The organism is Arenibacter latericius DSM 15913 (assembly GCF_000424985.1).
GTDB lineage: Bacteria > Bacteroidota > Bacteroidia > Flavobacteriales > Flavobacteriaceae > Arenibacter > Arenibacter latericius.
The window spans coordinates 20,334-43,625 of sequence record NZ_AUKX01000012.1 but is presented as its reverse complement, the minus strand read 5'-3'; the positions used below and the strand labels follow the sequence as shown (position 1 = coordinate 43,625).

At 34.6% G+C, this 23,292-nt stretch carries 22 protein-coding genes; 14 read left to right on the top strand and 8 right to left on the bottom strand.

Annotated elements, in window-relative coordinates:
• Window positions 1-74: 74 nt before the first annotated feature.
• Together H344_RS19835 and H344_RS0107410 are read right to left on the bottom strand one after the other, a co-directional pair.
• Window positions 75-899, bottom strand: coding sequence for a DUF1853 family protein (locus tag H344_RS19835; RefSeq protein ID WP_051254182.1), 825 nt, complete (start codon window positions 897-899; stop codon window positions 75-77).
• Window positions 900-1,102: 203 nt separating this feature from the next.
• Complete coding sequence (locus tag H344_RS0107410; RefSeq protein ID WP_026809740.1) at window positions 1,103-2,824, bottom strand: sulfate adenylyltransferase; 1,722 nt, start codon at window positions 2,822-2,824, stop codon at window positions 1,103-1,105.
• Window positions 2,825-3,259: 435 nt separating this feature from the next.
• On the opposite strand from H344_RS0107410, the gene H344_RS0107405 reads away from it, so the two are divergent.
• From H344_RS0107405 to H344_RS0107395, 3 genes are all read left to right on the top strand, one after another.
• On the top strand, window positions 3,260-3,556 hold the full coding sequence (locus H344_RS0107405) for a cupin domain-containing protein (RefSeq protein ID WP_026809739.1): 297 nt from the start codon (window positions 3,260-3,262) through the stop codon (window positions 3,554-3,556).
• A gap of 180 nt (window positions 3,557-3,736) precedes the next feature.
• Window positions 3,737-4,885, top strand: a complete 1,149-nt coding sequence (locus H344_RS0107400) for a vWA domain-containing protein (RefSeq protein WP_026809738.1) — start codon at window positions 3,737-3,739, stop codon at window positions 4,883-4,885.
• 76 nt (window positions 4,886-4,961) lie between these two features.
• Window positions 4,962-6,431, top strand: coding sequence for a hypothetical protein (locus H344_RS0107395; RefSeq protein WP_026809737.1), 1,470 nt, complete (start codon window positions 4,962-4,964; stop codon window positions 6,429-6,431).
• A 12-nt stretch (window positions 6,432-6,443) separates the two neighbouring features.
• Here the strand turns inward: H344_RS0107395 and H344_RS0107390 are convergent, their stop codons facing one another.
• Entirely contained in the window at window positions 6,444-6,926 is a 483-nt protein-coding gene (locus tag H344_RS0107390; protein WP_051254180.1) for a hypothetical protein, read from the bottom strand.
• Window positions 6,927-7,343: 417 nt separating this feature from the next.
• Between H344_RS0107390 and truA the strand changes: the two genes are divergently transcribed.
• Together truA and corA are read left to right on the top strand one after the other, a co-directional pair.
• Window positions 7,344-8,129 (top strand): tRNA pseudouridine(38-40) synthase TruA, encoded by a 786-nt coding sequence (gene truA / locus H344_RS0107385; protein ID WP_026809735.1) that lies wholly within the window; start codon window positions 7,344-7,346, stop codon window positions 8,127-8,129.
• A 144-nt stretch (window positions 8,130-8,273) separates the two neighbouring features.
• Window positions 8,274-9,380, top strand: a complete 1,107-nt coding sequence (gene corA, locus H344_RS0107380) for a magnesium/cobalt transporter CorA (RefSeq protein ID WP_026809734.1) — start codon at window positions 8,274-8,276, stop codon at window positions 9,378-9,380.
• A 245-nt stretch (window positions 9,381-9,625) separates the two neighbouring features.
• Here corA and cysM read toward each other — a convergent pair whose 3' ends face one another.
• Both cysM and epsC read right to left on the bottom strand, forming a co-directional pair.
• Window positions 9,626-10,510 carry a cysteine synthase CysM gene (cysM, locus tag H344_RS0107375; RefSeq protein ID WP_026809733.1) on the bottom strand — a complete coding sequence of 295 codons (885 nt, stop codon included), beginning with the start codon at window positions 10,508-10,510 and terminating at the stop codon, window positions 9,626-9,628.
• Window positions 10,500-11,294, bottom strand: a complete 795-nt coding sequence (epsC, locus tag H344_RS0107370; protein WP_026809732.1) for a serine O-acetyltransferase EpsC — start codon at window positions 11,292-11,294, stop codon at window positions 10,500-10,502. Before epsC ends, cysM begins: the two co-directional genes overlap by 11 nt.
• A gap of 92 nt (window positions 11,295-11,386) precedes the next feature.
• Between epsC and H344_RS0107365 the strand changes: the two genes are divergently transcribed.
• Window positions 11,387-12,076 carry a DUF2461 domain-containing protein gene (locus H344_RS0107365; protein WP_026809731.1) on the top strand — a complete coding sequence of 230 codons (690 nt, stop codon included), beginning with the start codon at window positions 11,387-11,389 and terminating at the stop codon, window positions 12,074-12,076.
• Window positions 12,077-12,081: 5 nt separating this feature from the next.
• Here H344_RS0107365 and H344_RS0107360 read toward each other — a convergent pair whose 3' ends face one another.
• The gene (locus tag H344_RS0107360) at window positions 12,082-12,495 is read right to left on the bottom strand and encodes a hypothetical protein (RefSeq protein ID WP_026809730.1); all 414 of its coding nucleotides are present in this window, start codon (window positions 12,493-12,495) and stop codon (window positions 12,082-12,084) included.
• A gap of 268 nt (window positions 12,496-12,763) precedes the next feature.
• Here H344_RS0107360 and H344_RS0107355 point away from each other — a divergent pair, with 268 nt between their 5' ends.
• On the top strand, window positions 12,764-13,153 hold the full coding sequence (locus tag H344_RS0107355; RefSeq protein ID WP_026809729.1) for an acyl-CoA thioesterase: 390 nt from the start codon (window positions 12,764-12,766) through the stop codon (window positions 13,151-13,153).
• Between the two features lie 123 nt (window positions 13,154-13,276).
• Here the strand turns inward: H344_RS0107355 and H344_RS0107350 are convergent, their stop codons facing one another.
• The gene (locus tag H344_RS0107350) at window positions 13,277-14,566 is read right to left on the bottom strand and encodes a dipeptidase (protein WP_034256314.1); all 1,290 of its coding nucleotides are present in this window, start codon (window positions 14,564-14,566) and stop codon (window positions 13,277-13,279) included.
• An 840-nt stretch (window positions 14,567-15,406) separates the two neighbouring features.
• Window positions 15,407-16,270 (bottom strand): sigma-70 family RNA polymerase sigma factor, encoded by an 864-nt coding sequence (locus H344_RS0107340; RefSeq protein ID WP_026809727.1) that lies wholly within the window; start codon window positions 16,268-16,270, stop codon window positions 15,407-15,409.
• Window positions 16,271-16,482: 212 nt separating this feature from the next.
• On the opposite strand from H344_RS0107340, the gene H344_RS0107335 reads away from it, so the two are divergent.
• The 7 genes from H344_RS0107335 (at window position 16,483) to H344_RS0107305 (ending at window position 23,291) form a co-directional block, all read left to right on the top strand.
• Window positions 16,483-16,992: a DUF6155 family protein gene (locus tag H344_RS0107335; RefSeq protein ID WP_026809726.1), complete on the top strand. Its 510-nt coding sequence runs from the start codon at window positions 16,483-16,485 to the stop codon at window positions 16,990-16,992.
• Window positions 16,993-17,260: 268 nt separating this feature from the next.
• Window positions 17,261-18,772 (top strand): DEAD/DEAH box helicase, encoded by a 1,512-nt coding sequence (locus H344_RS0107330; RefSeq protein ID WP_026809725.1) that lies wholly within the window; start codon window positions 17,261-17,263, stop codon window positions 18,770-18,772.
• A 15-nt stretch (window positions 18,773-18,787) separates the two neighbouring features.
• Entirely contained in the window at window positions 18,788-20,029 is a 1,242-nt protein-coding gene (locus tag H344_RS0107325) for a glycosyltransferase family 4 protein (RefSeq protein ID WP_026809724.1), read from the top strand.
• An 80-nt stretch (window positions 20,030-20,109) separates the two neighbouring features.
• The gene (locus tag H344_RS0107320; protein ID WP_205667135.1) at window positions 20,110-20,955 is read left to right on the top strand and encodes a 1,4-dihydroxy-2-naphthoyl-CoA synthase; all 846 of its coding nucleotides are present in this window, start codon (window positions 20,110-20,112) and stop codon (window positions 20,953-20,955) included.
• 213 nt (window positions 20,956-21,168) lie between these two features.
• Window positions 21,169-21,786, top strand: coding sequence for a DEAD/DEAH box helicase (locus H344_RS0107315; RefSeq protein ID WP_026809722.1), 618 nt, complete (start codon window positions 21,169-21,171; stop codon window positions 21,784-21,786).
• 367 nt (window positions 21,787-22,153) lie between these two features.
• On the top strand, window positions 22,154-22,594 hold the full coding sequence (locus tag H344_RS0107310) for a 3D domain-containing protein (RefSeq protein ID WP_026809721.1): 441 nt from the start codon (window positions 22,154-22,156) through the stop codon (window positions 22,592-22,594).
• A 37-nt stretch (window positions 22,595-22,631) separates the two neighbouring features.
• Window positions 22,632-23,291, top strand: a complete 660-nt coding sequence (locus H344_RS0107305; RefSeq protein WP_026809720.1) for a peptidoglycan recognition protein family protein — start codon at window positions 22,632-22,634, stop codon at window positions 23,289-23,291.
• Window position 23,292: the final 1 nt, after the last annotated feature.

The window sequence follows — 23,292 nt, the reverse complement described above, 5'->3', positions numbered from 1 at the left end:
TAACTTTTATTGTAATCTACTTCTACTCAAATACCTTCTAGGTTTTAAAATAATCTAAATATTAAATTCTAACTTTATGGAGAACGCCAGAGAATAAACATCTTTTCTATTTTTGAAGCAGTATTTTTTACCCATAGAAGAGGTGCACGTTTATTTTTTATCCTAGAACTTATATCATCAAGAATGCTAAGGTAAGAACGCCATTCTACCTTATTGTGAGGAGGTAGTACCCATTCTAGTTTAGAAGGTATGTAATATTGATATGATTGAAATTCTTCCCGACAAAAGTCCTCGTAAGAAATCCAAGTCCCACTAATACAAGCTTTATTAAATGGGGCGATTTTCATTTCCCGGTTATAATATGGCGTAAATAATTGGGATTTATAACAAACCTGTGACGTTAACACAGAAGCGTCTACACCATATTTAATTAAAATTTCCTTCCCTTCTTCACTTCTAGATAAGGGTAGCTGATGGTTTATTAACTTCTCTTTCTTTTGTAAAAATGTATCTCTATGGTTTGGACCGATTAGTTGATGCTCTATTTTAGTATTTTTATTAGCTGTAATTATATAAAACTTATAGGTGAGCTCTAGATGTATAATATCTTTATTTTCAGTGTTTTGAAGAATAAAATCTAATTCCCCTAAAGTAATTTTATCTTTCCTTATAGGTATATTGGAACCTAGTACATTATAATTATTGGAACCTAGAAGTAATTGGTGAAAGATATATTCTAATTGATGACCTAATCTAAGGTTTTGAGGGATATGTAGAGAATTGAGATTCTGTACATTGATAGAAGGAAAATTAAATTGTTTTAATCCGTCATAGGTGTTAAACCATAATGGAGGGGTGTTTTGAAATGCCTGAAACAGTGAAAGATTTTCGTTTTTCATAATGTTGGTCTCCTATCCACTTCAAAAGTAGCTGCAACAAGGTGAACCACAAAATAGTCTCCTACAAAACTAACTCTATTCTTATCTGTCCTAGAAATTTAAAAATTAAATAAAGGTAACCTTAAAGCTATTTAAAAATACTCCCTAAGATTACCTAAATAATAAACTAACTATTTATAGGCTGATAGATTAGTAATAATAGATTAATTCTCTTCAGTTGGCTCATCACTTCCTCTATAGCGTTTATAAGGAAGTAGATTCCATGTGCGATATTCTAAATTCTCCTTTCGAATAGGATTAGGAATGTCTTTTAGAATCTTTTTTGCAACCTCTAATTCGTGAGTAGCTTCTTTCTTATCTTGGTACATAAATTCGTCCGAAGCGGTATCCGAAGCTTGGTCTACTTTCTCTTCTAAATCTTGTATTACTAGTTCTTGCTGCGATTGAGCGGCTTCCCGTGCCTCCGTTATCCAGTTAGGTTGTAAATTTCTATTGATATCACTGATACTGCTATACTCTTCAAAGATGTCTCTATAAATTTTATCAGCATTCAGGCGCGCATCCATATTAACCAATTCTAAATCGGTATTTGTTAAATTGTCCCATTTCAATGGTTTACTACGTTTTCTACCCCCTAGAGCATTTAGTTCTGCGTAAAAAGGGAAAATGGCTTTAATTGTTTTTCCAACTGGTGAAATAGAATTATTGTTTTCATCAAGACCTTTAGGTTGGACTCCCTGCATAGCTATCCGTGCAGATTCTGGCCTAACAATTTCTTTTGGAGGCATAATCCCATGGCGTAGCATTTCTCTAATTCCTGTACCTGAAATATTAATCCGATATTTTTCATCATGAGGACAAGATTGACTAGTTGCTAAAGTGTTACAGCGTGTGCAATGAAAAACTTCATAAAATAAACGGATATCAATCCCTAATTCTTTAGGTGAAAATTCCCCAAAAATGGAATGACTAGCATATTTATCATAGAAATCACCAATACCTGCATGGTCACGACCAATTAAAGCATGGGTACAGCCGTAATTCTTCATGATTAATGCATGTAGTACTGTTTCCCTAGGTCCAGCAAATATATAGGTTACTCTTAAGGGCGAAAGAATTGCTCTATCTTTGGGGTAGTAGGTATCTAGAACACTCCGGTAAGACAGCATCCGGAATTCATGACGAGTGTATTCACGTTTAGCCATTTCTACTAATGGTTGAATTAACAAACCGTCAATCTCTTCTAAGGCATTCCTATGGATGTATTCATGTCCTCTATGGAGAGGGTTAGCTCCCGTAATAAACCCGGCAACAGACCGAAAGTTTTTCTCTTCATAAAATTGTTTCCATGTATCCTTTGGCTCTAATCTTAGTTTTTCAAATGGTCCCCAATCAACACGACGTAACAATTTAAGCGTTCCTCCCAATGCCGTGTTTCCCATTCTTCGATATATTGCATCAACCCCAGGATGATTTCGATCTGTGGTTCCAAAAAGTTTAGATGCTCTATATTCTCTATCGTAAGAAAAAATATCGTTGAGTAAAAGAATAGCTATCGGATTTTTATTCTCATCAATTAAAGCTACTTCATCTCCAACTGATAGTGATTCTACTACCTCTTTGTTACGGTCGCCAGTAGGAGCAAAACTTAAAGGAACTGGCCAAATAAGGCCATTTTCTAAACGCCCTTTACTAAGTACCGATTTGTAGTTGGCTTCATTCATAAAACCCTCATTGGGAGATAAAACCCCTGTTGCGATCATTTCCACCCTAATCACAGCTTCCATGTCTATCATAATAGCAGGAAGCTGGGCAGCTTTCTTTAATCCTTTTTTTAGTTCTTCGCCTTTTAAAACTAAATTGACCAATTTGCCACCATGTGGCTGTTGCGGATAATTTCCGAACTTTTCTTCTTTTTTAACCATAATAATTTACTTCATTTTTTCTACGTTTCAATTCGGATTTCCAAACTAATATTCCAATTCAGTTAACTGAATCAAAGTGTTTTGGAAATTCCCGATACATTAAATACCAAATCATTAAACTAATGAGGTTCTAGCTTAATTAGGCACCCTCCTAAATTGATTAAACCTTCAAGTTACCCTATTTACTAACAATCTCAAATTTTTCAGCAAATGTTCTAGCTTTGATAAATAGACGGATCTTATTAAATTTCAAGGATTTATTAAAAGAGATCGCTAACCTTAACTTTATAACCGCGATGGGTGTTGTTTTAGATTTAAAAACCAATCATAAAGAGACTAGCATCAATAACCACTACAAAGTGCGACATTTGACTTATAGAGGATAATTGGTTATATTACTTAGGCAAACCATTTAAATGTTACTAAGAATAGTCAATGGAAAAAATCACCAATCCCAACGTAAAATTATTAGCTAAAGGAGAGTCATTTATTGCAAAACAAATGGCTGCTAAAGCAGGAGAGTTGTTGCCAAAACATTTGGCAAACAAAGAATCTGTACTTGTTGTGTTAGAAGGAGAATGCGTTTTAACATTAGCAGATACAGAACATACTTTAAAGCAGGGAGACAGCTTTATTGTACCACCAGAAATAGTTCACCAGATTAAAGTAGTTAAAGATTTTAGGGCGGTGCATATAATGACCAATGATATTGAGTTCAAATTCTTCAAATAACAAAAACAGTTGAAGTCGAGCTTTTGGAACCTTTAGTAGCACCAAATTTATCGGTTCAATTTAATCAGATTATATAAGGAGGTACACCCCTTAACTAGATTGTTTGTGACTACTATTTCCTAATAGTTAAGTTTTCTTAAAAGGGGGACGGAAGTATTCTAAATGTATTAAATTTATGATATGACTATGAACAGAAGAAAAGGCTTTCGTTTCTCTACCTATGTGGCTCCAGATTTAAGTCCGTTCGAGAAACTATTTGATATTTTCAAGGAACTGATTACCCATACCTCAGGTGATGTAGATGAAGCGCTAGATTGGTTAAGAGAATTGGATAATGAGTATAAGCTTACCGATGAAAATTACACCATAGATGATTTTACAGAAGACCTTAAAGCCAAAGGGTATTTGCGTGAAGAATTTGAAAATGGAGGTGGGGATGGTACGGGAGAAGGTACTTCCGAAGGGGATTTAGCAATAACGGCTAAAATGGAACGAGTTATCCGGAAAGCTGCCTTAGATCAAATATTTGGAAAGCTAAAACGCAGTGGTGCGGGAGATCATAAGACGGGAAAACCTGGCAGAGGAGATGAACATACTGGAGAATATAGGGAGTTTCGTTTTGGGGATAGCTTGGAGCGGATTTCTATGACCGAAAGTTTAAAGAATGCTCAAATAAACCACGGCATTGGGAATTTTAACCTATCCGAAGAAGATCTGGTAGTAGAGGATACTCAATTTAAAGCGCAAATGAGTACGGTTCTTATGATTGATATTAGCCATAGTATGATTCTCTATGGAGAAGATAGAATTACACCGGCTAAAAAGGTAGCGATGGCACTTGCCGAACTCATCACTACAAGGTACCCTAAGGACACATTAGATATATTGGTTTTTGGGAATGATGCATGGCCTATACCTATAAAAGAATTACCGTATTTAAGAGTGGGACCCTACCATACTAATACCGTAGCCGGATTACAATTAGCTATGGACATGCTTCGTAGAAAACGGAATACTAACAAACAAATTTTTATGATTACGGATGGTAAACCTAGTTGCCTTAGGTTACCAGACGGCACTTATTATAAGAATAGTGTTGGTCTAGATAATTATATTGTAGAGAAATGCTATAATATGGCCCGACAAGCGAGAAAATTACACATTCCTATTACCACTTTTATGATAGCTAAAGATCCTTACTTAACCCAGTTTGTAAGACATTTTACAGAGGCGAATAGGGGGAAGGCCTTCTTTACAGGAATAAAGGGACTAGGAGAAATGATATTTGAAGATTACGAACAGAATAGAAGAAAAAGATTAAGAAGTTAAAAATCTCTTGTTATAATAGTCAAGACGAATTTGATTAAATCAGTGATTTTTATCTAAAATAATATAAGTTATACGTATGAAAGTGAATCATAAGGAAATTTTAACCATAGGAGATCTTAAAAAATCAGGTTATAAAACTAAAAAGGTAAAGGATGAATTAAGAGATAATCTCTTGGAAAAAATTAAATCCAATGAAAATGCTTTCCCAGGAGTATGGGGGTATGAAAACTCCGTTATCCCTGAGTTAGAAAGTGCAATCCTTTCTAGGCATAATATAAATTTATTAGGATTAAGAGGGCAGGCTAAAACTCGGTTAGCACGACTAATGGTTAATCTTTTGGATGAATATATTCCTATTGTTGCTGGGTCCGAAATTAATGACGATCCTATGAATCCAATTTCGAGATTTGCTGTAGAAACTATAAATGACCTTGGTGACGAAACCCCGATTAGTTGGGTACATAGAAGCGAGCGATTCTTTGAGAAATTAGCGACTCCAGATGTAACGGTGGCCGATTTAATTGGGGATGTAGATCCTATAAAAGCAGCCAACCTAAAGTTATCATATGCAGATGAAAGAGTAATTCATTTTGGAATGATACCTAGGGCCAATAGAAGCATTTTTGTAATTAATGAATTACCAGATTTACAAGCTAGAATACAAGTATCATTGTTTAATATCTTACAAGAAGGAGATATACAGATTAGAGGTTTTAAACTTCGTTTGCCGTTAGATTTACAATTTGTATTTACAGCTAACCCGGAAGACTACACCAATAGAGGAAGTATTGTTACCCCTCTAAAAGATAGAATAGGATCTCAAATACTTACGCATTACCCAGAAGATATTGAAACAGCACGTAAGATCACAGAACAAGAATCTAGATTAGACTCTAGGCAGTTAGATACAGTGTATGTTCCTGATATGGCTAAGGATTTATTAGAGCAAATTAGTATAGAAGCTAGGAAAAGTGAGTACGTAGATCCCAAAAGTGGCATTAGTGCTAGAATGAGTATCACAGCTTTTGAAAACTTGTTGAGTACTGCTGAACGTAGAACCCTAAAAAGTGGGGATAAGGCCACACAAGTACGTTTAATGGATTTTATGGGGATCATTCCTTCTATAACTGGAAAAATAGAATTGGTTTATGAAGGGGAACAAGAAGGCGCTGGAAGTGTTGCGGAAATTCTAATCGAAGATGCTGTTAAAACTCTTTTTGCACAATATTTTCCAAAAATAGATAAGTTAGAACATAAGGATGTAGAGGGACCTTATGATAATTTGATGAGTTGGTTTTTTGATGGTGAAGGGTTCGAATTGCTTGATGACGCTAAGGATAGCGAGTACAAGGCAAAATTAGATAGCATCCCAGCCTTAAATAAACTTATAGAGGAATATCAAGTTGATTTTGATAAAAAGGATGTATACTTCTTAAAAGAGTTGCTTTTATGGGGATTGGTGGGGTATAAGAAATTAAGCAAGCAACGCTTTGTGAAAGGGTACCAGATTAAAGATGTATACGGCAGCTTTATAAGAGGACTCTAATCAAAATAAAGACTACCCCCAAGTATTCTCATGATGGTTTAGGTAGTCAAAGTCATATTGACCTACTTGTCTTTTCCTAAGGAAAAAGGACCATAAAGTACAAATAGAAAGAAGAATTTGAAGGCTAACTATTAAAGTCCCAATTGGGAAAAAAGTGTTTGGGATAATGTGGTCTTCAAATTCTTGATATGAGTTTAATACTAAAGCGGTTTCAGATATTTTATATAAATAGAAAATAAAGATCCCGTACATCACATATTCTATATTCCTCATAATCATATCTGGATATTCATTTTCAGATATTTTAAACCAAAGGATATAAAGATAAACTAAATGTACAAGTGTCAATATCGGGAAAATATAACTTTCTAATCTATTAAAATGTAATTGATTACTGTACAAGCCATAAAAGCTAAAATAGACTAATGACAATAAAATAATTACCGATAAAACCAGATTAACTCTAATTGCCCCTAATTTATTTTTAGTTCCCATATACTCCTACTATTCTTATTTTATTTTAAGCATATTTACAATATAATTATCTTTTATATGGATAATATCGACGAAGTGTGGGAAATTTAAGGTAGAATAATGAATTATAAAACTAGCTACTTCATTTCGTCTCTTACAAAATATGTAAACTATTTATCATAGGTGGGAATAGAAAAACCTACAATACTATAATGGTTTTTACCTTATTTATATCGGGGTTACCTTATATAATCTTATCTAATATTAAATAATAAGTGTTCATTATTACTAAGACCATTTCTTCATTTGCATATATAAAACGTTACTTTTATTATATTGGGCAATCTAGCGTAATTAGCGCTATTATTGTGTAAATATAGCTTGGATTACTTAGTCTTTCCATTCGGCCAGAAGTAAAGAGTTTATTTTAAAGATAAAATGCATAAGAAAAGATATTATTACCTAGTTCGCATACAATATCTAGGATTTCGATTCAGTGGTTGGCAAAAACAACCCCAACACAAAACCGTTGAGGGAATGCTATCAAAAACCTTGAAATTTATTTTGCAGGATACCAAATTTAAGATTTTGGGTGCTGGAAGAACAGACGCAAAAGTTTCTGCCTTAGATATGGCTTTTGAACTATTTCTCTTTGATAAGTCCATAGAGGATAAAGATAATTTTATGGCCGAATTTAATAGAAACTTACCATCAGATATACGGGTGCTAGGATTAGAAGAGGTAAATAAAGAGTTTAACATCATAAAAGACAGTAGAAATAAGGAATATGTATATCTATTTTCATTTGGAGAGAAAAATCACCCCTATTGTGCTCCCTTTTTAACCAATATTGTTGATGATCTTAATATAGATTTGATGAAAAAGTGTGCCGAAAAGTTTGTGGGAACACACAATTTTTCAGCATTTACAGCACGATTAAAACCAAACACTCAAGTGGTAAGGACTATTGATGCCTGTGAAATAAAGGAGAATGCCATTTTAAAAGCTAATTTCTTTCCTGAAACTAGTTATGCTTTGCATATTACTGGAGCAGGATTTATGAGGTATCAAATTAGGATGATAATGGGAGCATTAATTCAGCTAGGAAAAGGAGATTTACTTGAATCCGATATAGAAGAGGCGCTTAAGAATAATAATACCACAGCCTTAAGTTATGTAGCACCTGGTTCTGGTCTAATGCTAAATAATCTAGATTTTAAATAAGGAATATCTTCCCTTTTCTTATAGTTATATCGCTTTTATATGGCTTATTTAGAAAAGAGTCAAAAGAAATATAACACCATAATGAAACAGTCTCTTCTCGAATGTTTAATTTAGGAACTACAAGATGGGTATAAGCAAAATAGTATGGGTAAAAAAAAGAGAACAACTAAGGTTATTAGTAAAAAACAATCTAGACGCTCAAAAAAAATGGGTAAAGCTCCTGGTAGCGTTATTTATATGGGTAATAGGGAAGGGGAGAAGAGTAGTGTTCATGTTTTAGAGTACAACGAAAATCAAGTGGATGAGTTTGAACTTGATGTTTATAACCAGGATGACTTTGATAGAATAATAGAATTTAAAAACAGCCCCTCCATCTCTTGGATAGATGTTATTGGCCTTAGCGACGAAAAATTAATTGAGAAACTAGGAACTTCATTTGGGCTTAACCTTCTTTCAATAGAGGATGCCGTAAACACCAATCAGCGGCCTAAAATTGAAGAGTATGACAATTATATTTTCGGTGTATTTAACATGCTCTATTTAGATCAGAATAATGATTTAGTAGCTGAACATGTGGCCATTGTGCTAATGGAAAATACGGTAATTGTTTTGCAAGAGTTAAAGGATGATGTTTTTGATGGGATCTATAATCGAATTAAAAACAAAACCGGTAGGATAAGAGAAAAAGGAGCCGATTATCTATTCTTTGTTCTACTCGATGCTATCATAGATAATTATTTTGTAATTCTAGAAAATATTAGTGCTAAAATTGAAACCTTAGAAGAGGATGTCTATCTACACCCAACACCAGAAATAGCACAAGAAATTCAAGTCTTAAAAAAAGAAGTCCTTAAAATTAGGCGGTGGATCTATCCAGTAAAAGAAATGATTAGCAAGCTAATAGATTCTGAACATCCTTTAGTATCAAAAGATACCAAGCTTTTTCTTAGAGATGCTATGGATCATAGTATAGAAATAAATGAAACGCTACAGGTTTACCGTGAGATGTCTATGAGTCTCATGGAAATGTATATTAGCAACGTTAGCAACAAGATGAACGAAGTAATGAAAGTATTGACTATCATGGCTTCTATCTTTATCCCGCTTACTTTTATAGCAGGTGTATATGGTATGAACTTCGACTATATACCGGAGTTACACCTAAAATATGGATACTTTTACGTTTGGGGGGTGATGATCCTTATTTTTGTTGGCTTGCTAATCTATTTTAAGAGAAAAAAATGGTTGTAATTTTTACAATTTTTAAATAAACTACCTCGGGGCAAGCCCGCCTGCAAGATTCGGGCAAGACAGCCTCGGAGCAACTTGCCTGACGACAGTCAGGTTTAAATCTCGATTATCGAGTAAAAAACCTGATTTCACTAGATACGACTTTAATAAAAGGAGAGGAGTGGTATGTTGTTTCCAACTCCTCTCAATTTCTAAAAAGGGAAATTTATAGGCTCAATCTAAAATCGCTCTTTTAACCGCTTTTCTTAGAGAAATAGATCCGATGAAAGATAGCGATCTCCTCTATCGCAAACTATGGAAACAATCACCCCGCTCTCTAATGTCTGTGCTAATCTTACTGCTGCGGCTGCAGCTCCTCCGCTACTCATTCCTGCAAATATACCTTCTTCCTTCGCTAATCGTTTGGTCATTTCTACAGCCTCTAATTCATTGACTTCCAGAACCGAATCTACTTTTTTAGCATCAAAAATTTTTGGTAGATAGGCTTTTGGCCATTTGCGAATTCCGGGAATTTTGGCCTCATCGGCAGGCTGCACACCTACGATCTGAACCTTGGGGTTCTTTTCTTTCAAAAATGTTGAAGTTCCCATAATGGTTCCAGTGGTCCCCATAGAAGAAACAAAATGGGTGATATTACCTTCTGTAGCGTCCCAAATTTCAGGGCCTGTACTGTGATAGTGAGCTTTCCAATTGTCATCATTAGAGAATTGGTTTATCATATAATACCCTTCTTCTTTTACCTTATTCTCTGCATAATCTCTAGCACCTTCAATACCTACATCAGCTGGAGTTAGGGTAACCGTTGCTCCATAGGCTCTCATGGTTTGTACTCTTTCTTTAGTAGAATTTTCGGGCATTACCAATTCAATCTCTAAACCGTAAAGACCAGCTATCATGGCTAATGCGATGCCTGTATTCCCACTAGTGGCTTCTATTAGTTTTGAGTTTACATTAAAATCGCCCCTTTCTAAACCTGCTTTTATCATGTTTAAAGCAGCCCTATCCTTAACACTGCCACCAGGATTATGACCTTCAATTTTAAAATAAAGGGATACGTTTGGATTTGTATTAATATTTTTAGAGAGTACCAAAGGAGTATTTCCTATGGTATCTAATAGATTATGAGACATTAGGTGTAGTTTTAATTTTAATTTCAGGAGAATGAAACACTGTTGAATTTGCCGGAACAGATGTGGTTAACCATGCATTTCCGCCAATTACGGAATTCTTTCCAATAATAGTTTCCCCACCAAGAATAGTAGCATTAGCATAAATGGTAACATTATCCTCTATTGTAGGATGTCGTTTTGTTTTCTGAAGACTTTTGGCAACGTATAAGGCGCCTAAAGTAACCCCTTGATAGATTTTCACATTATCTTTAATTATTGCTGTTTCTCCTATGACCACTCCTGTAGCGTGATCAATAAAAAAGGAATTCCCAATTTTCGCCCCGGGATTTATATCTACCCCAGTTAACTTATGGGCATATTCCGTCATTAACCTTGGAACAAGGGGAAAACCTTCTTGGTATAATTCATGCGCTAACCTGTAGATAGCAACGGCATGGAAACCTGGATAAGCTAAATATACCTCTTCAATGGATAAGGATGCAGGATCGCAATCTACAATCGCTTGAGCGTCCAAATTTAATTTTTCTAGAATCTCAGGTAATAACTTTACATAGCGTTCCCACACTTCACAACAGGGATTGTTCAACTTCCAACAGGCTAGTTCTGCCAATTCCTTAAAATTTTGTTCCAGAATATCAAGGTTTTTTTCTACAGGGGTATCAATATCGAACAACGTATAAAACATACGGTCTGTAAATTGTTCCGTTTTTTCCTTTAAAACAAACCGAAGATTAGGCTGTTTTTTATGTTGTTTAATATTTTTTATTATTAATGATTTATCCATTTTCTATAATGATTGTAGATGCTCAAAATTAACTAATATTTCAAAATCCTCTGATGTCAAATTGGTTAACTTTAGCACAAAGTTAAAATGAAATGAGTCGTACACAACAGGAGGTAATTACGAAAGAGGTATTGAAATTTTTAAATTCCCTCAAAAATAATAATACTAGAGAGTGGTTTGCCGAACACAAGATAACATTTAAAACTCAAGAAACCACAGTTAAAAATTTCTTCACCCTGCTAAAAGGTAAATTAAATTTACATGATGATATAGAAAAATTAAAGGTGTTCCGCATTTATAGGGATGTGAGATTTTCTAAGGACAAAACACCTTACAAAAGGCATTTTGCAGCTTATTTCTCCAGAGCTGGAGTACGTTTACGGGGTGGTTATTATGTACATATAAAACCTGGAGATTCCTTTATAGCCGCGGGTTTTTGGAAACCTAATAAAGAAGATCTCCTAAGAATAAGAAAGGAGTTTGAGTTAGACAGTTCGGAAATAAGGAACATTTTAAGTAATGAAAAGTTTAAAGATGTATGGGGAGAAATGAAGGGTGATGAATTAAAAACAGCCCCAATGGGATTTGATAAAGACCACGAGAATATAGATCTGATAAAAAAAAAGCAATTTATTTTTATAAAAAATATTACAGATGAAGAAGTGTTAGCGGACGATTTTATGGACAGTATAAATAATTCCTTCCAAAAAATACGTCCGTATTTTGATTATATGAGTGAAGTTCTTACCACTAATTTAAATGGGGAATCCCTATACGATTAGAAATTTTATAATATGACTACCGTATCTTCTTCAAACAACTGAATTTGATCCTTTAAACGTTCTATAACCATCTGCATCATTCGTTTATTAAGTGCCGATGAGTCTTGAGTATACAACTGGTATTCCTCCTCAGTAAACTGCCCAATAATAATACCCTTTAAAGAATTCCTAAATTTGATGTCCTTTTGAATGGAATTTTCAATAAAAAAGAGTCTCTCCTCTAAACTTAATCCGTAAAACCCATTTTTGTGTTTGGTGATATAGTTTTTAAGGACCATTACTAACAATGCGTTTTGCAATTTTAATATGGGACGCAATGTTTTATTCTGAAACTTTTCACCTGTACTCATATTATCGGTTACTACTGCATTAGGAATAAGCGGTCTAATCTCCAAAAGGCAATCCGTTCTATTGTTCATGACAAGGGTGTTTTTATAAAGATAGGGTTTAGCCTCTATGGAAAAAGGGTAGGTGAGTTATAGTTTTTAACGAGGTTATGAACATAAAGGAGAAGATAACAACATAAAGAATTAAGAGATTATTATCTTCTTAATTATGTTCCTATTATATCTTCATAACAAACAAAATATGGTAGTGTAATTTAGATATATCCAAATCTCAAAACTTTTCTACCTTGCAATAATTTTAAACTAATTACTTTACTTATTTTTAAAAAAATTAAAAAAAATGAGATTTCATACAAGAAAATGGGTGAAACCAGAAGATTTAAATGCTAATAATACGTTGTTTGGAGGGAGGCTTTTGGCATGGATAGATGAAGAAGCCGCTCTATATAGCATTATTCAATTAGAGAATAAACGGGTAGTAACCAAATACATGTCAGAAATTAACTTCACAAGTACCGCTTTAACGGGCGACATTGTTGAAATAGGTATAGAGGTGGTTAAATTTGGGAAAACTTCCTTAACCCTTAAATGTGAGGTCCGAAATAAGATGAACAGGGAAACTATAATTACTGTAGATAATATTATAATGGTGAATTTAGGGGATGATGGAAAACCAGCACCGCATGGAAAAACCAAAGTAGAATATGTAAGGGACCGTTTGTCTTCCTAACATAAAACTATCATCTTAACTGGGTTTTTTATGATCTAAATTAATCAAGGGTTGAACTTTTATCTAAAGTTCAACCCTTGTTTTTTTACTCACACCGTTTTCGACAGGATGATGCTATTGTATTTAATTACTAGAGGTAGCATCAGCCACTTTCTGTACTTCATCTAAAACTCTTAGTAAATTTTCTCCCCAAAGTTTGGCAATATCTTCTTTAGAATATCCTCTTTTTACCAATTCTAAAGTTACGTTTTCTGTTTCTGACGCATCAGTCCATCCAGCAATTCCACCGCCACCGTCAAAATCAGAGCTTATACCCACATGATCTATTCCAATTAAATCTACCATATAATCTATATGATCAACAAAATCGGATACACTGACTCCCTCTGGAGCGTTTGGATCTTTTGCTGCTTTTTTATTGGCTATTTCCACTACAGTGGGATAGTTTTCTCTAAAACTAGCACGCTTCTCTTCTGATAGGTCAGCTAATTGCCATCTCTCATACCAATCTATACCTAGAGAATCTGCTACCTGCTTGTTCAGCTTCCTAGTATAGTCCCGGTGTGCCTCGTTCTTTTCTGTATGAAGATAGGCGCTAAAAGCTACGGTTTGTACTACTCCACCATTTTCTTTTATCATTAATAACTGCTCATCGTCTAGGTTTCTACTGTGATCACAAAGTGCTCTTGCAGAGGAGTGAGAAGCTATTAAAGGAGCTTTAGTTAGGGAAATCATTTGCTTCATGGCTTCAGCTGAAGGATGAGATACATCTATCATAATTCCTAATCTATTCATTTCTGCCACGGCCTGCCTGCCTAATTCACTCAATCCATTATGTAGCCATACGTCATCTTCCTCCCCAGTATTGGAATCGCAAAACTGACTATGACCATTATGGGATAAGGAGATATATCTTGCACCTAAATTGTAATAATTTTCAAATTCTGATAAGTCTTCTCCGATAGGATAGGCATTTTCAACACCAATCATTGCCACTTTCTTACCAGATTTTACTATTCTTCTAACATCGTCAGAGGTATAAGCCAATTCTATTTCATCGGGAGCAAATTCGTTACATAGTCTATGAATGGCATCAAACTTAGCCATAGCATTTTCTTTTGCTTTGGCATAGCCTTCTTCATTAAGTTCACCCTGACCGGTGTATACAATTAGCCAGGAAACATCTAGGCCGCCTTCTTTTAGTTTAGGTAAATTTACCTGATTGTCTAGACGTTGAGTATAATTTATACTATCTGTAAAATTGGCTACATTAAAGTCTATATGAGTGTCAACGGTAATAACCTCTTCATGGATTTGCGATGCTTTGTCTTCCAGTGAAATTTCTTTTTTCTCTTGCTTTTCTTTACATCCTACTAATGCTAGTAGGCACATAATTCCGATAATTTGTTTCATAATATTTGGTTTAGGACCTACAAATAACGCTAATTGACAATAGAAAACGAAACCTACTGAATATTTAATTCCTGTTGGGGTAGTTATATTAAAGAGTATCGGAATGAATAAGATACCAACCTATTATTATAACTTAATACTGCCTCAAGTCCAAACTGGAATATCGGACGTAGAAACCCAAAAGGATAAAATGACCAATTGAATAAGGGTTTATAGAGCTATTGGAGCTGCCAAAAAAGAAAAATATATCGTTTCGGAATTATGAAAAAGACATTTAGTAATCTAGAATTATATTATTAAATCAGATATACTTCTTTAAAGTAGGGGGTAAGTTAGGGTAGTTTTACAACAAAAATATTCATATTCACCACATTTTATTGCGTAAATTGTAGATAGTAGATATATTTACTAACGAATTATTACCCCAAAAATTAACCTTTTAAACCAGTCTTATTATGTTGTATGAAACCTACGGCGAGGAATACCTAGCATTCCTTCAAGATTTAAATGAAATTTTAAGTTTAAACGAATTGGTAGAGTTAGACTATATGTAGTTTAATATCAATTTTAAAAAAATCAACCATTATGCAAAACCGACATTTTGATAGTGCAGCTTACATGAATTTTATTGATGATCTAAACCAAATTTTATCTGATTTCAACATCAAAAAATTAACTACTTCTTAAAAGAAAGAAAATAAAAAAGGCTATCTAAGAAAGAGTAAGCTTTATGGCACTAAGAGGGAAAACCCGTTTGAAGATTTATTCTTCAATGGTATAAATAATATCCTCAATGGACCGATAAGTTATCTTCTTTAGATAGCCTTTTAAATTATGAAACTATCCTAAATACGTTTTAAGCATTTTATTTCTAGAGTTGTGGCGAAGTTTTCTAATCGCTTTTTCTCTGATTTGTCTTACTCTTTCCCTAGTTAGGTCAAACGTAAGTCCAATTTCTGCAAGGGTCATAGGTTGCTGATCACCAATTCCGTAATAAAGCTTAATAACATCTGCTTCCCTCGGAGAAAGGGTATCCAGTGCTCTGTTTACTTCAGTATTTAGAGATTGAAGTAATAATGTTTTGTCTGGTCTAGGTGATTCTCCGGAACGCAGCACATCATAAAGATTGGAAGTTTCACCTTCTTTTAATGGCGCATCCATTGAGACGTGTCTCCCAGAAATTTTCATAGACTGTTCAACCTCTGAAATAGATAAATCTAATTCCTTTGCTATTTCCTCTGCAGATGGTGGACGCTCATGCGCTTGTTCCAAATAGGAGAAAGTCCTTTTAATTTTATTAATCGAGCCAATTTTATTTAATGGTAATCGTACCACTCGCGATTGCTCTGCCAATGCCTGAAGAATTGCTTGTCTAATCCACCATACAGCGTATGAGATAAATTTAAACCCTCGCGTTTCATCAAATCGTTTAGCCGCCTTTACTAATCCTAAGTTACCCTCATTAATTAAATCCGGTAGGGTTAGTCCTTGATTCTGATATTGTTTGGCTACCGAAACCACAAATCTAAGGTTTGCTGTAGTCAGTTTCTCCAACGCCAATTGATCCCCATCCCTAATTCTCTGCGCTAATTCTACCTCTTCATCAGCCGTAATCAAATCAATCTTACTGATATCTTGCAGATACTTATCTAATGATTTAGACTCCCTATTCGTAACCTGCTTGATAATCTTTAGTTGCCTCATATATATCTGTCTTAAAAAATTAAGCTGTTAATCTCTCATTATACGTTATTATTCCGTCTTTTCCAAAGGTTTACGTGGTTCTAACCCGTTAATTAAGAAAACATTATGATATTGTTCTCTTTTGTCAGCGATTTATTTACTAATTTCAGTTCTTGTGCGGTTTTCTATCACGAAAAGATTCTCTTATTTTGCACAGAACCAATTTGAGTGGTATGAGCAAAAGAGCATTGACAAAGTATTTGTCTGAGTTAAAAAAGAAAGAGTTGGAAATGCAAGTGATAGATTTGTACACTAGATTTCCAATTGTAAAAGAATACTACGATTTTGTTTTTAATCCTAAAGAAGATAAACTTCTGCAAGAGGCTAAAATTAAAATTTCCAATGAGTATTTTCCCCAAAAGAGAAATCGTGCAAAAGCTAGGAGATCTGTAGCTCATAAATTCATCAAACATTTTATTACCCTCGGTGTTGATCCGCATATCACTGCAGACCTGATGCTTTACAATTTAGAAATAGCACAGACATACTCTATACAAAATAAATTGCCTGCTGCTTTCTATAAAAGCATGGAGAAATCGTTTAGCGAAATGATTCAGTTTATTTCAGTTAATGGTCTATTGCCAGAATTTAAAGAGCGAATTGTGAAATGTTACCTCTTCATAACCGAAAACGATTGGCCTTTTGCAGAAGAATTTTCCAAAAGCCTAGATATTTTAGATTAATGATTACTTCTTAAGCGGGTGAATAAGTAGGTTTTTTGTGATTGTTTACTCCATTTAATGTACCAATCCTAAAATGATACTACCTAATCTTGTTATTGTATAACGTTCCTATTTCTAATTGGTGTATTAATTGTTCTTCAGAATAGAATTTTAAGCTATTATTTGGTCTATTGATCCCTATGTTTATTTTTTTAAATTTCATACAAGCTCAAAAATTCCCTAATTTTGTAAGGTTTGATTATTTTGAATTTTAAAATTACACGCCAGCTTGGAGGACACCAAAAAAAGTATAGATAAAACGCTTTATGATTACCAGGAAGAAGATCTTCAAAAAATATTTGACTGTTTAGATAATTCTCCGAAGGATTTTAATCTCTTATATCAGTTGCCTACGGGAGGAGGTAAAACTGTTGTATTTTCCGAGATTGCTAGAAGGTATATCCAGAAAAACAATAAAAAGGTTGTAGTCCTTACCCACAGGATAGAATTAAGTAACCAAACCTCAAAAATGCTGAAGGGATTTGGGGTTAAGAATAAAATAATCAATAGCGAGGTTAAAGAGCTACAAGACCAGAATGAATATATGTGTTTTGTGGCTATGGTGGAAACTTTGAATAACAGGCTACAGGATGATAAGGTTCAAATAGACGACATTGGCCTTGTAATAATAGACGAGGCCCATTACAACTCCTTTAGAAAACTATTCAAGTATTTTAAAAACTCCATCATCTTAGGTGTTACCGCAACACCACTTAGTTCTAATATTAAACTTCCAATGAAGGACCACTATCAGAAATTGATAGTAGGAGAGTCCATATCTGCTTTAATAGAAAAACGCTTTTTGGCCAATGCTAATATATATAATTATGATGTTAGCCTTAAAAGCTTAAAATTGGGGATTAATGGAGACTATACAGTTAAATCATCAGATGAACTCTATGGGAACCAGAATATGTTGTCCAAATTAGTGAGCGCCTATGAGGAAATTGCAAAGGGGACCAAGACTCTAATTTTTAACAATGGAATAAGTACCTCTATTTATGTGTATGAGACCTTTAAAAAGGCAGGCTATAACATTCGACATTTAGACAATAAGAATAATGCTACGGAAAGGAAAGAGATACTAGAGTGGTTCTCTAAGACACCAGATGCCATTCTTACCTCTGTAAGTATATTAACTACTGGTTTTGATGAACCTACTGTAGAGACCATTATTTTAAATAGAGCAACAAAATCACTCACCCTATACTTTCAGATGATTGGTAGGGGGTCTAGAGTCTTACCTAATAAGGAAGAGTTTACTGTTATAGACATGGGGAACAATGTAGCTAGATTTGGTTTGTGGAATGCTCCTATAGATTGGCAAGAGATATTTCATTTTCCCGATTTTTATTTGGAGAATATTAAAAATGATGAAGAAATAGAACGGGAGTTTATTTATGAGATGCCACCAGAGATAAAAAGACTCTTTAGCAAGTCCAAAGAAATAGAGTTTGATATTAAGGCTGAGTATAAACGTGTATTTGCCCAAGGGAAAAAATCAAAAACCGTTTTAGAAAAGAGTATAGAGCAACATGCTACCATTTGTGTAGAAAATAGTGAAGATGTTTTTGATGCGCGAATTCTGGCCAAGCAATTAAAAGATGAAATTGCATATAGAGTTCGACAATATACGTATTGCATTATGAACAACACAAAAAACTATAAAGAATGGCTAGAAGAAGATTATGAACGTAAGCTTCGCTCTCGTATCTCCCAAAAGTTTGCTCAATTAACATAGATTGGATTAGGAGATATGAAAAAAGAATTATTAATCATTGGTTATGTCTGGCCAGAACCAAATACTACTGCCGCCGGTGGTAGAATGTTACAATTAATACATTTCTTTTTAGGACAAGGGTACAAGGTTACCTTTGCTAGTACAGCGTTAGAAAGTGAGTTCTCCTATAATTTAGAGCAGTTAGGAGTGCATAAGAGAGCTATTAAATTAAACCATGATAGCTTTGATATTTTTATAAAAGAACTTAATCCTAGCGTTGTTCTTTTTGATCGTTATATAACAGAGGAGCAATTTGGTTGGAAGGTTGCAGAGCAGTTACCCAACGCGCTACGAATCTTAGATACGGAGGACCTTCACTCGCTAAGAACCGCAAGACAAGAAGCCTATAAAAAAAAGATTCCCTTTTCAATTAAGGATTGGATGGGAATGGACATCACTAAAAGAGAAATAGCTAGCATTTATCGATCAGACCTAAGCCTAATTATTTCACTATACGAGATGGAGCTTTTAGAAAAAACGCTAAAGGTTAGTAATACTATATTACTTCATTTACCGATGATGTTTAGTGCTATTAGTCTTAACGAACGTAATAAGTGGCTCAATTTTAATGAAAAATCTCACTTTATATGTTTGGGTAATGGAAAGCATGCCCCAAACGTAGATGCCATAATAAGACTAAAGAAAGAGATATGGCCTTTAATTCATGAAAAGCTTCCGCAGTGTAACTTATACGTTTACGGTGCTTATTTACCAAGCAGTGTAACGCAATTACACAAACCTAAAGAAGGATTTTATATAATGGGGCATGCCAAAGATAGTAAGGAGGTAATCTCCCAGTCCCGGGTAAATTTAGCTCCTATAAGTTTTGGGGCGGGAATAAAAGGGAAACTATTAGAAGGGATGCTATGCGGTACACCTAGCATTACAACAGATATTGGTGCAGAAGGTATCTGTAAGGCAATGCCGTGGAATGGAAGGATTGCAAACGATTCTCAAAGCTTTGCCAATGCTGCAATTACGCTTTATAATAACCAGGAAGAATGGGAGGAAGCGCGGGAAAATGGTTTGGCTATAATAAATTCCTTTTATGATAAAGAAGTTCTTAAGGACCGCTTTAAATCAAGATTGAAGGAAATTCAATTAGATTTAATTAAGCATAGGGCAGAGAATTTTGTGGGCTCTATGTTATTGCACCATAGCTTAATGAGCACTAAATACTTATCCAAATGGATAACTGAAAAAAATAAGAAAGAATAATAAGGGATCAACCCTCTAGCGGTAAGCCTAGGTGTTTGTGAAAGAATATTATCTTTGATAACTATTAATATAATTTAATCATGCAAAATAAAATCGATTGGAAAGTCGCTAAAGAATTTGAAGATATTACCTATAAAAAAAGTGGGGGAGTAGCTAGGATTGCGTTCAATAGACCAAATGTTAGAAATGCATTTAGGCCTAAAACCACTAGTGAATTGTATCAAGCTTTTTACGATGCACAAGAAGATAATAGTATAGGAGTGATTTTACTTTCTGCGGAAGGACCTTCTACTAAAGACGGCGTGTATTCTTTCTGTAGTGGAGGCGATCAAAAGGCTAGGGGACATAAAGGATATGTAGGAGAAGATGGGATGCACCGTTTAAATATTTTGGAGGTACAGCGATTAATTCGCTTTATGCCCAAGGTAGTTATAGCGGTTGTCCCAGGTTGGGCAGTTGGTGGCGGACATAGTTTGCATGTAGTGTGCGATTTAACATTGGCAAGTAAGGAACATGCTATTTTTAAACAGACGGATGCCGATGTTACTAGTTTTGATGGAGGATACGGATCTGCCTATTTAGCCAAAATGGTAGGTCAAAAAAAGGCCCGTGAGATATTTTTCCTAGGAAGAAATTACTCTGCTCAAGAGGCTTTAGAAATGGGGATGGTAAATGCCGTAATCCCGCATGATGAATTGGAAGATACTGCTTATGAATGGGCATTAGAAATATTGGAAAAATCACCTACCTCCATAAAAATGCTAAAGTTTGCTATGAATCTTACTGACGATGGAATGGTAGGGCAACAAGTTTTTGCTGGAGAAGCTACGAGATTGGCTTATATGACCGAGGAGGCTAAAGAAGGTAGGGATGCCTTTTTAGAAAAAAGAAAGCCTAACTTCGGAAAGAACAATTGGATTTCATAAAAGTCTATTACCTACTAGGAAAATAAAAAAAGCCTCATCTTTTAAGACGAGGCTCTTTTCCGAGAACACTATATGAAAATGAAAACTTGTTTTTCTTAACTACACCTCTAAAGTAGCCTACGAATCCCGTTTGGGAAACATTTTGTTGTGAAAGTGTAAAAAACTGTGGTGTAGCCTAGGAAAAATGATATTTCAATATTAAACAATTAAATTATGGCATTTAAAAAGTTATTGCCCCCATTAAAAGAAGCACTAGAACGAGTTGGTATTAGTTCCCCAACCAAATTCCAACAAGAGGTCCTTCCTAAAATAAAAGGAGGTGCTAGTTTCTTTGGAATTGCACCAGAAGGAGCAGGGAAGACTACTGCAATAATAATTGGAACACTTCAAAAATTAAATTGTTCGGCACTAGAGGAGGCTCCAAGAGCTTTAATTTTTGTGAAAGACAAAGCCGAAGCATTAGCGTTAGAGGAAGAATTTAAGCGATTTGCCTTTCGGATGGATCTTCGTATTTATAGTGTGTACGAAGAATTGCATATTGACACTCAACGTAGTGAAATTTTTGCGGGTACAGATATTGTAATTGCAACTCCTAAAAGATTAAACAAACTATTTTACCTCAATGGAATTAATCTAGGGAAGTTAAAGTTGCTAATAGTGGATGAGGCCGACTTTTTATCAAATGCAAAAGTATTTTCCGATTTAGCACGTATTCCAGAAAGTATAGATCGCTGTCAGTATCTCATCTTCTCTTCTAAACCTCATAAACGCATAGATAGAATGAAGGAGCTGTTTATGTCGAATGCGCAAGTAATTCAGCATAAAGAATAGCTTAGGGTATTGGGGTCAGCTTTACTATTAAGCTATAACTAAAAATGCCTAGAGGTTATTTTCTATTAAACTTCCTCGTGGTAAGCCCACCTGAAAGATTAGGGCAAGCTAGTCTCGGAGCATTCAAATCTCAATTATCGAGGAAATAATATCCATTAAAATTCTCGTAAACTAAAAAGAGCCTCTCCGCTTAGGAAAAGGCTCTTTTACGAGAACACTATATGAAAATGAAAAGCTTTATTTCTTATTTATATAGCTAATATATCTCCAAATGCCTCCTCCATAAAATCAATGTGGTGTAAGTAGCTAAAATAGTGGTGAAAAGTGGGTATCTTGTGGAATGGACTAAAACTTTGCCGATAATTTCATGAAACCTAAATTGCCATTCTATTTTAAGTATGTTGTCCTAATAGTATTTTTAGTTACTCTATCAGCTTGCAAAAACAAGGAGCCTGAAAATGATTATTATTGGGAGTCTATTAGAGTAACCGCAACAGCCTATAATTCTTTTCCTTCACAAACCTCCAAAATACACCCTAACATTACTGCTTGGGGAGATTCTCTAAAACCTGGAATGAAAATCATAGCGGTATCCCAAGACTTAATTCCATTAGGCTTAGATCATAATACGGTGGTTAGAATAAAAGGAGATACCACCCTGTATGTGGTGAAAGATAAAATGAATTCTAAATGGAAAAGACGGATAGATATCTATATGGGAGAAGATAAATCTAGTGCCTTAAAGTGGGGGAAAAAGAAAGTGACACTCCTTTATCGAATAAAAAAAGATTCCCTAAAAATAGAATGATTTTGTAGCTTTAACATCAACCAGCAAACTTACGTTTATGAGAATTGTTATACTGCTTTTAGTAGTCCTTTTGAATTTGTCTTGTGCTATAAAAAGAGAGGTTGTAGACATGCCTATAATCTTTAATGCAGAGCGTGAAAATCTTACTTTAGAATATTTATCTGAACGATATGGGCTAGAACAAGAAAAACCTACCATAGACCCTAGGATGGTAGTATTGCACTGGACCGTAATACCCACTCTAGAAAAGTCATTCCAAGCATTTAAAAACCCTAGTCTGCCCAATTGGAGACCAGAAATAGCAACTGCAAGTGGATTAAATGTATCCGCTCATTTTTTAGTAGATCAAGATGGAACAATCTATCAACTGATGCCAGAAACGGTAATGGCCAGACATGTTATAGGGCTTAACCATTGTGCTATAGGAGTGGAGAATGTAGGAGGAACTAAGGATACAAAATTAACGCCAGCACAACTAAAATCTAATATTTGGTTGGTTCGCTACTTAAAGTCCAAATACGACATTGATTACGTTATAGGCCATTACGAATATACTCTTTTTGAAGGAACGGACCTCTGGTTAGAAAAGAATGATAACTACCGTACCGTTAAAACAGATCCTGGAGAAAAATTTATGAAGAAAGTAAGAAGAGCAACAAAATCACTTAATCTAAAACCGTTACCTACAAGTAAATAGT

What these genes read in the sequence shown, in the direction of transcription:
- H344_RS0107390 (WP_051254180.1), bottom strand. Translation starts at nt 6,926, where the DNA reads ATGGGAACTAAAAATAAATTAGGGGCAATTAGAGTTAATCTGGTTTTA.
- H344_RS0107350 (WP_034256314.1), bottom strand. Translation starts at nt 14,566, where the DNA reads ATGAAACAAATTATCGGAATTATGTGCCTACTAGCATTAGTAGGATGT.
- H344_RS0107405 (WP_026809739.1), top strand. Translation starts at nt 3,260, where the DNA reads ATGGAAAAAATCACCAATCCCAACGTAAAATTATTAGCTAAAGGAGAG.
- H344_RS0107365 (WP_026809731.1), top strand. Translation starts at nt 11,387, where the DNA reads ATGAGTCGTACACAACAGGAGGTAATTACGAAAGAGGTATTGAAATTT.
- H344_RS0107310 (WP_026809721.1), top strand. Translation starts at nt 22,154, where the DNA reads ATGAAACCTAAATTGCCATTCTATTTTAAGTATGTTGTCCTAATAGTA.
- H344_RS0107360 (WP_026809730.1), bottom strand. Translation starts at nt 12,495, where the DNA reads ATGAACAATAGAACGGATTGCCTTTTGGAGATTAGACCGCTTATTCCT.
- H344_RS0107340 (WP_026809727.1), bottom strand. Translation starts at nt 16,270, where the DNA reads ATGAGGCAACTAAAGATTATCAAGCAGGTTACGAATAGGGAGTCTAAA.
- H344_RS0107355 (WP_026809729.1), top strand. Translation starts at nt 12,764, where the DNA reads ATGAGATTTCATACAAGAAAATGGGTGAAACCAGAAGATTTAAATGCT.
- H344_RS19835 (WP_051254182.1), bottom strand. Translation starts at nt 899, where the DNA reads ATGAAAAACGAAAATCTTTCACTGTTTCAGGCATTTCAAAACACCCCT.
- H344_RS0107305 (WP_026809720.1), top strand. Translation starts at nt 22,632, where the DNA reads ATGAGAATTGTTATACTGCTTTTAGTAGTCCTTTTGAATTTGTCTTGT.
- H344_RS0107395 (WP_026809737.1), top strand. Translation starts at nt 4,962, where the DNA reads ATGAAAGTGAATCATAAGGAAATTTTAACCATAGGAGATCTTAAAAAA.
- truA (WP_026809735.1), top strand. Translation starts at nt 7,344, where the DNA reads ATGCATAAGAAAAGATATTATTACCTAGTTCGCATACAATATCTAGGA.
- H344_RS0107315 (WP_026809722.1), top strand. Translation starts at nt 21,169, where the DNA reads ATGGCATTTAAAAAGTTATTGCCCCCATTAAAAGAAGCACTAGAACGA.
- H344_RS0107410 (WP_026809740.1), bottom strand. Translation starts at nt 2,824, where the DNA reads ATGGTTAAAAAAGAAGAAAAGTTCGGAAATTATCCGCAACAGCCACAT.
- H344_RS0107400 (WP_026809738.1), top strand. Translation starts at nt 3,737, where the DNA reads ATGACTATGAACAGAAGAAAAGGCTTTCGTTTCTCTACCTATGTGGCT.
- H344_RS0107335 (WP_026809726.1), top strand. Translation starts at nt 16,483, where the DNA reads ATGAGCAAAAGAGCATTGACAAAGTATTTGTCTGAGTTAAAAAAGAAA.
- H344_RS0107320 (WP_205667135.1), top strand. Translation starts at nt 20,110, where the DNA reads ATGCAAAATAAAATCGATTGGAAAGTCGCTAAAGAATTTGAAGATATT.
- cysM (WP_026809733.1), bottom strand. Translation starts at nt 10,510, where the DNA reads ATGTCTCATAATCTATTAGATACCATAGGAAATACTCCTTTGGTACTC.
- H344_RS0107325 (WP_026809724.1), top strand. Translation starts at nt 18,788, where the DNA reads ATGAAAAAAGAATTATTAATCATTGGTTATGTCTGGCCAGAACCAAAT.
- epsC (WP_026809732.1), bottom strand. Translation starts at nt 11,294, where the DNA reads ATGGATAAATCATTAATAATAAAAAATATTAAACAACATAAAAAACAG.
- corA (WP_026809734.1), top strand. Translation starts at nt 8,274, where the DNA reads ATGGGTAAAAAAAAGAGAACAACTAAGGTTATTAGTAAAAAACAATCT.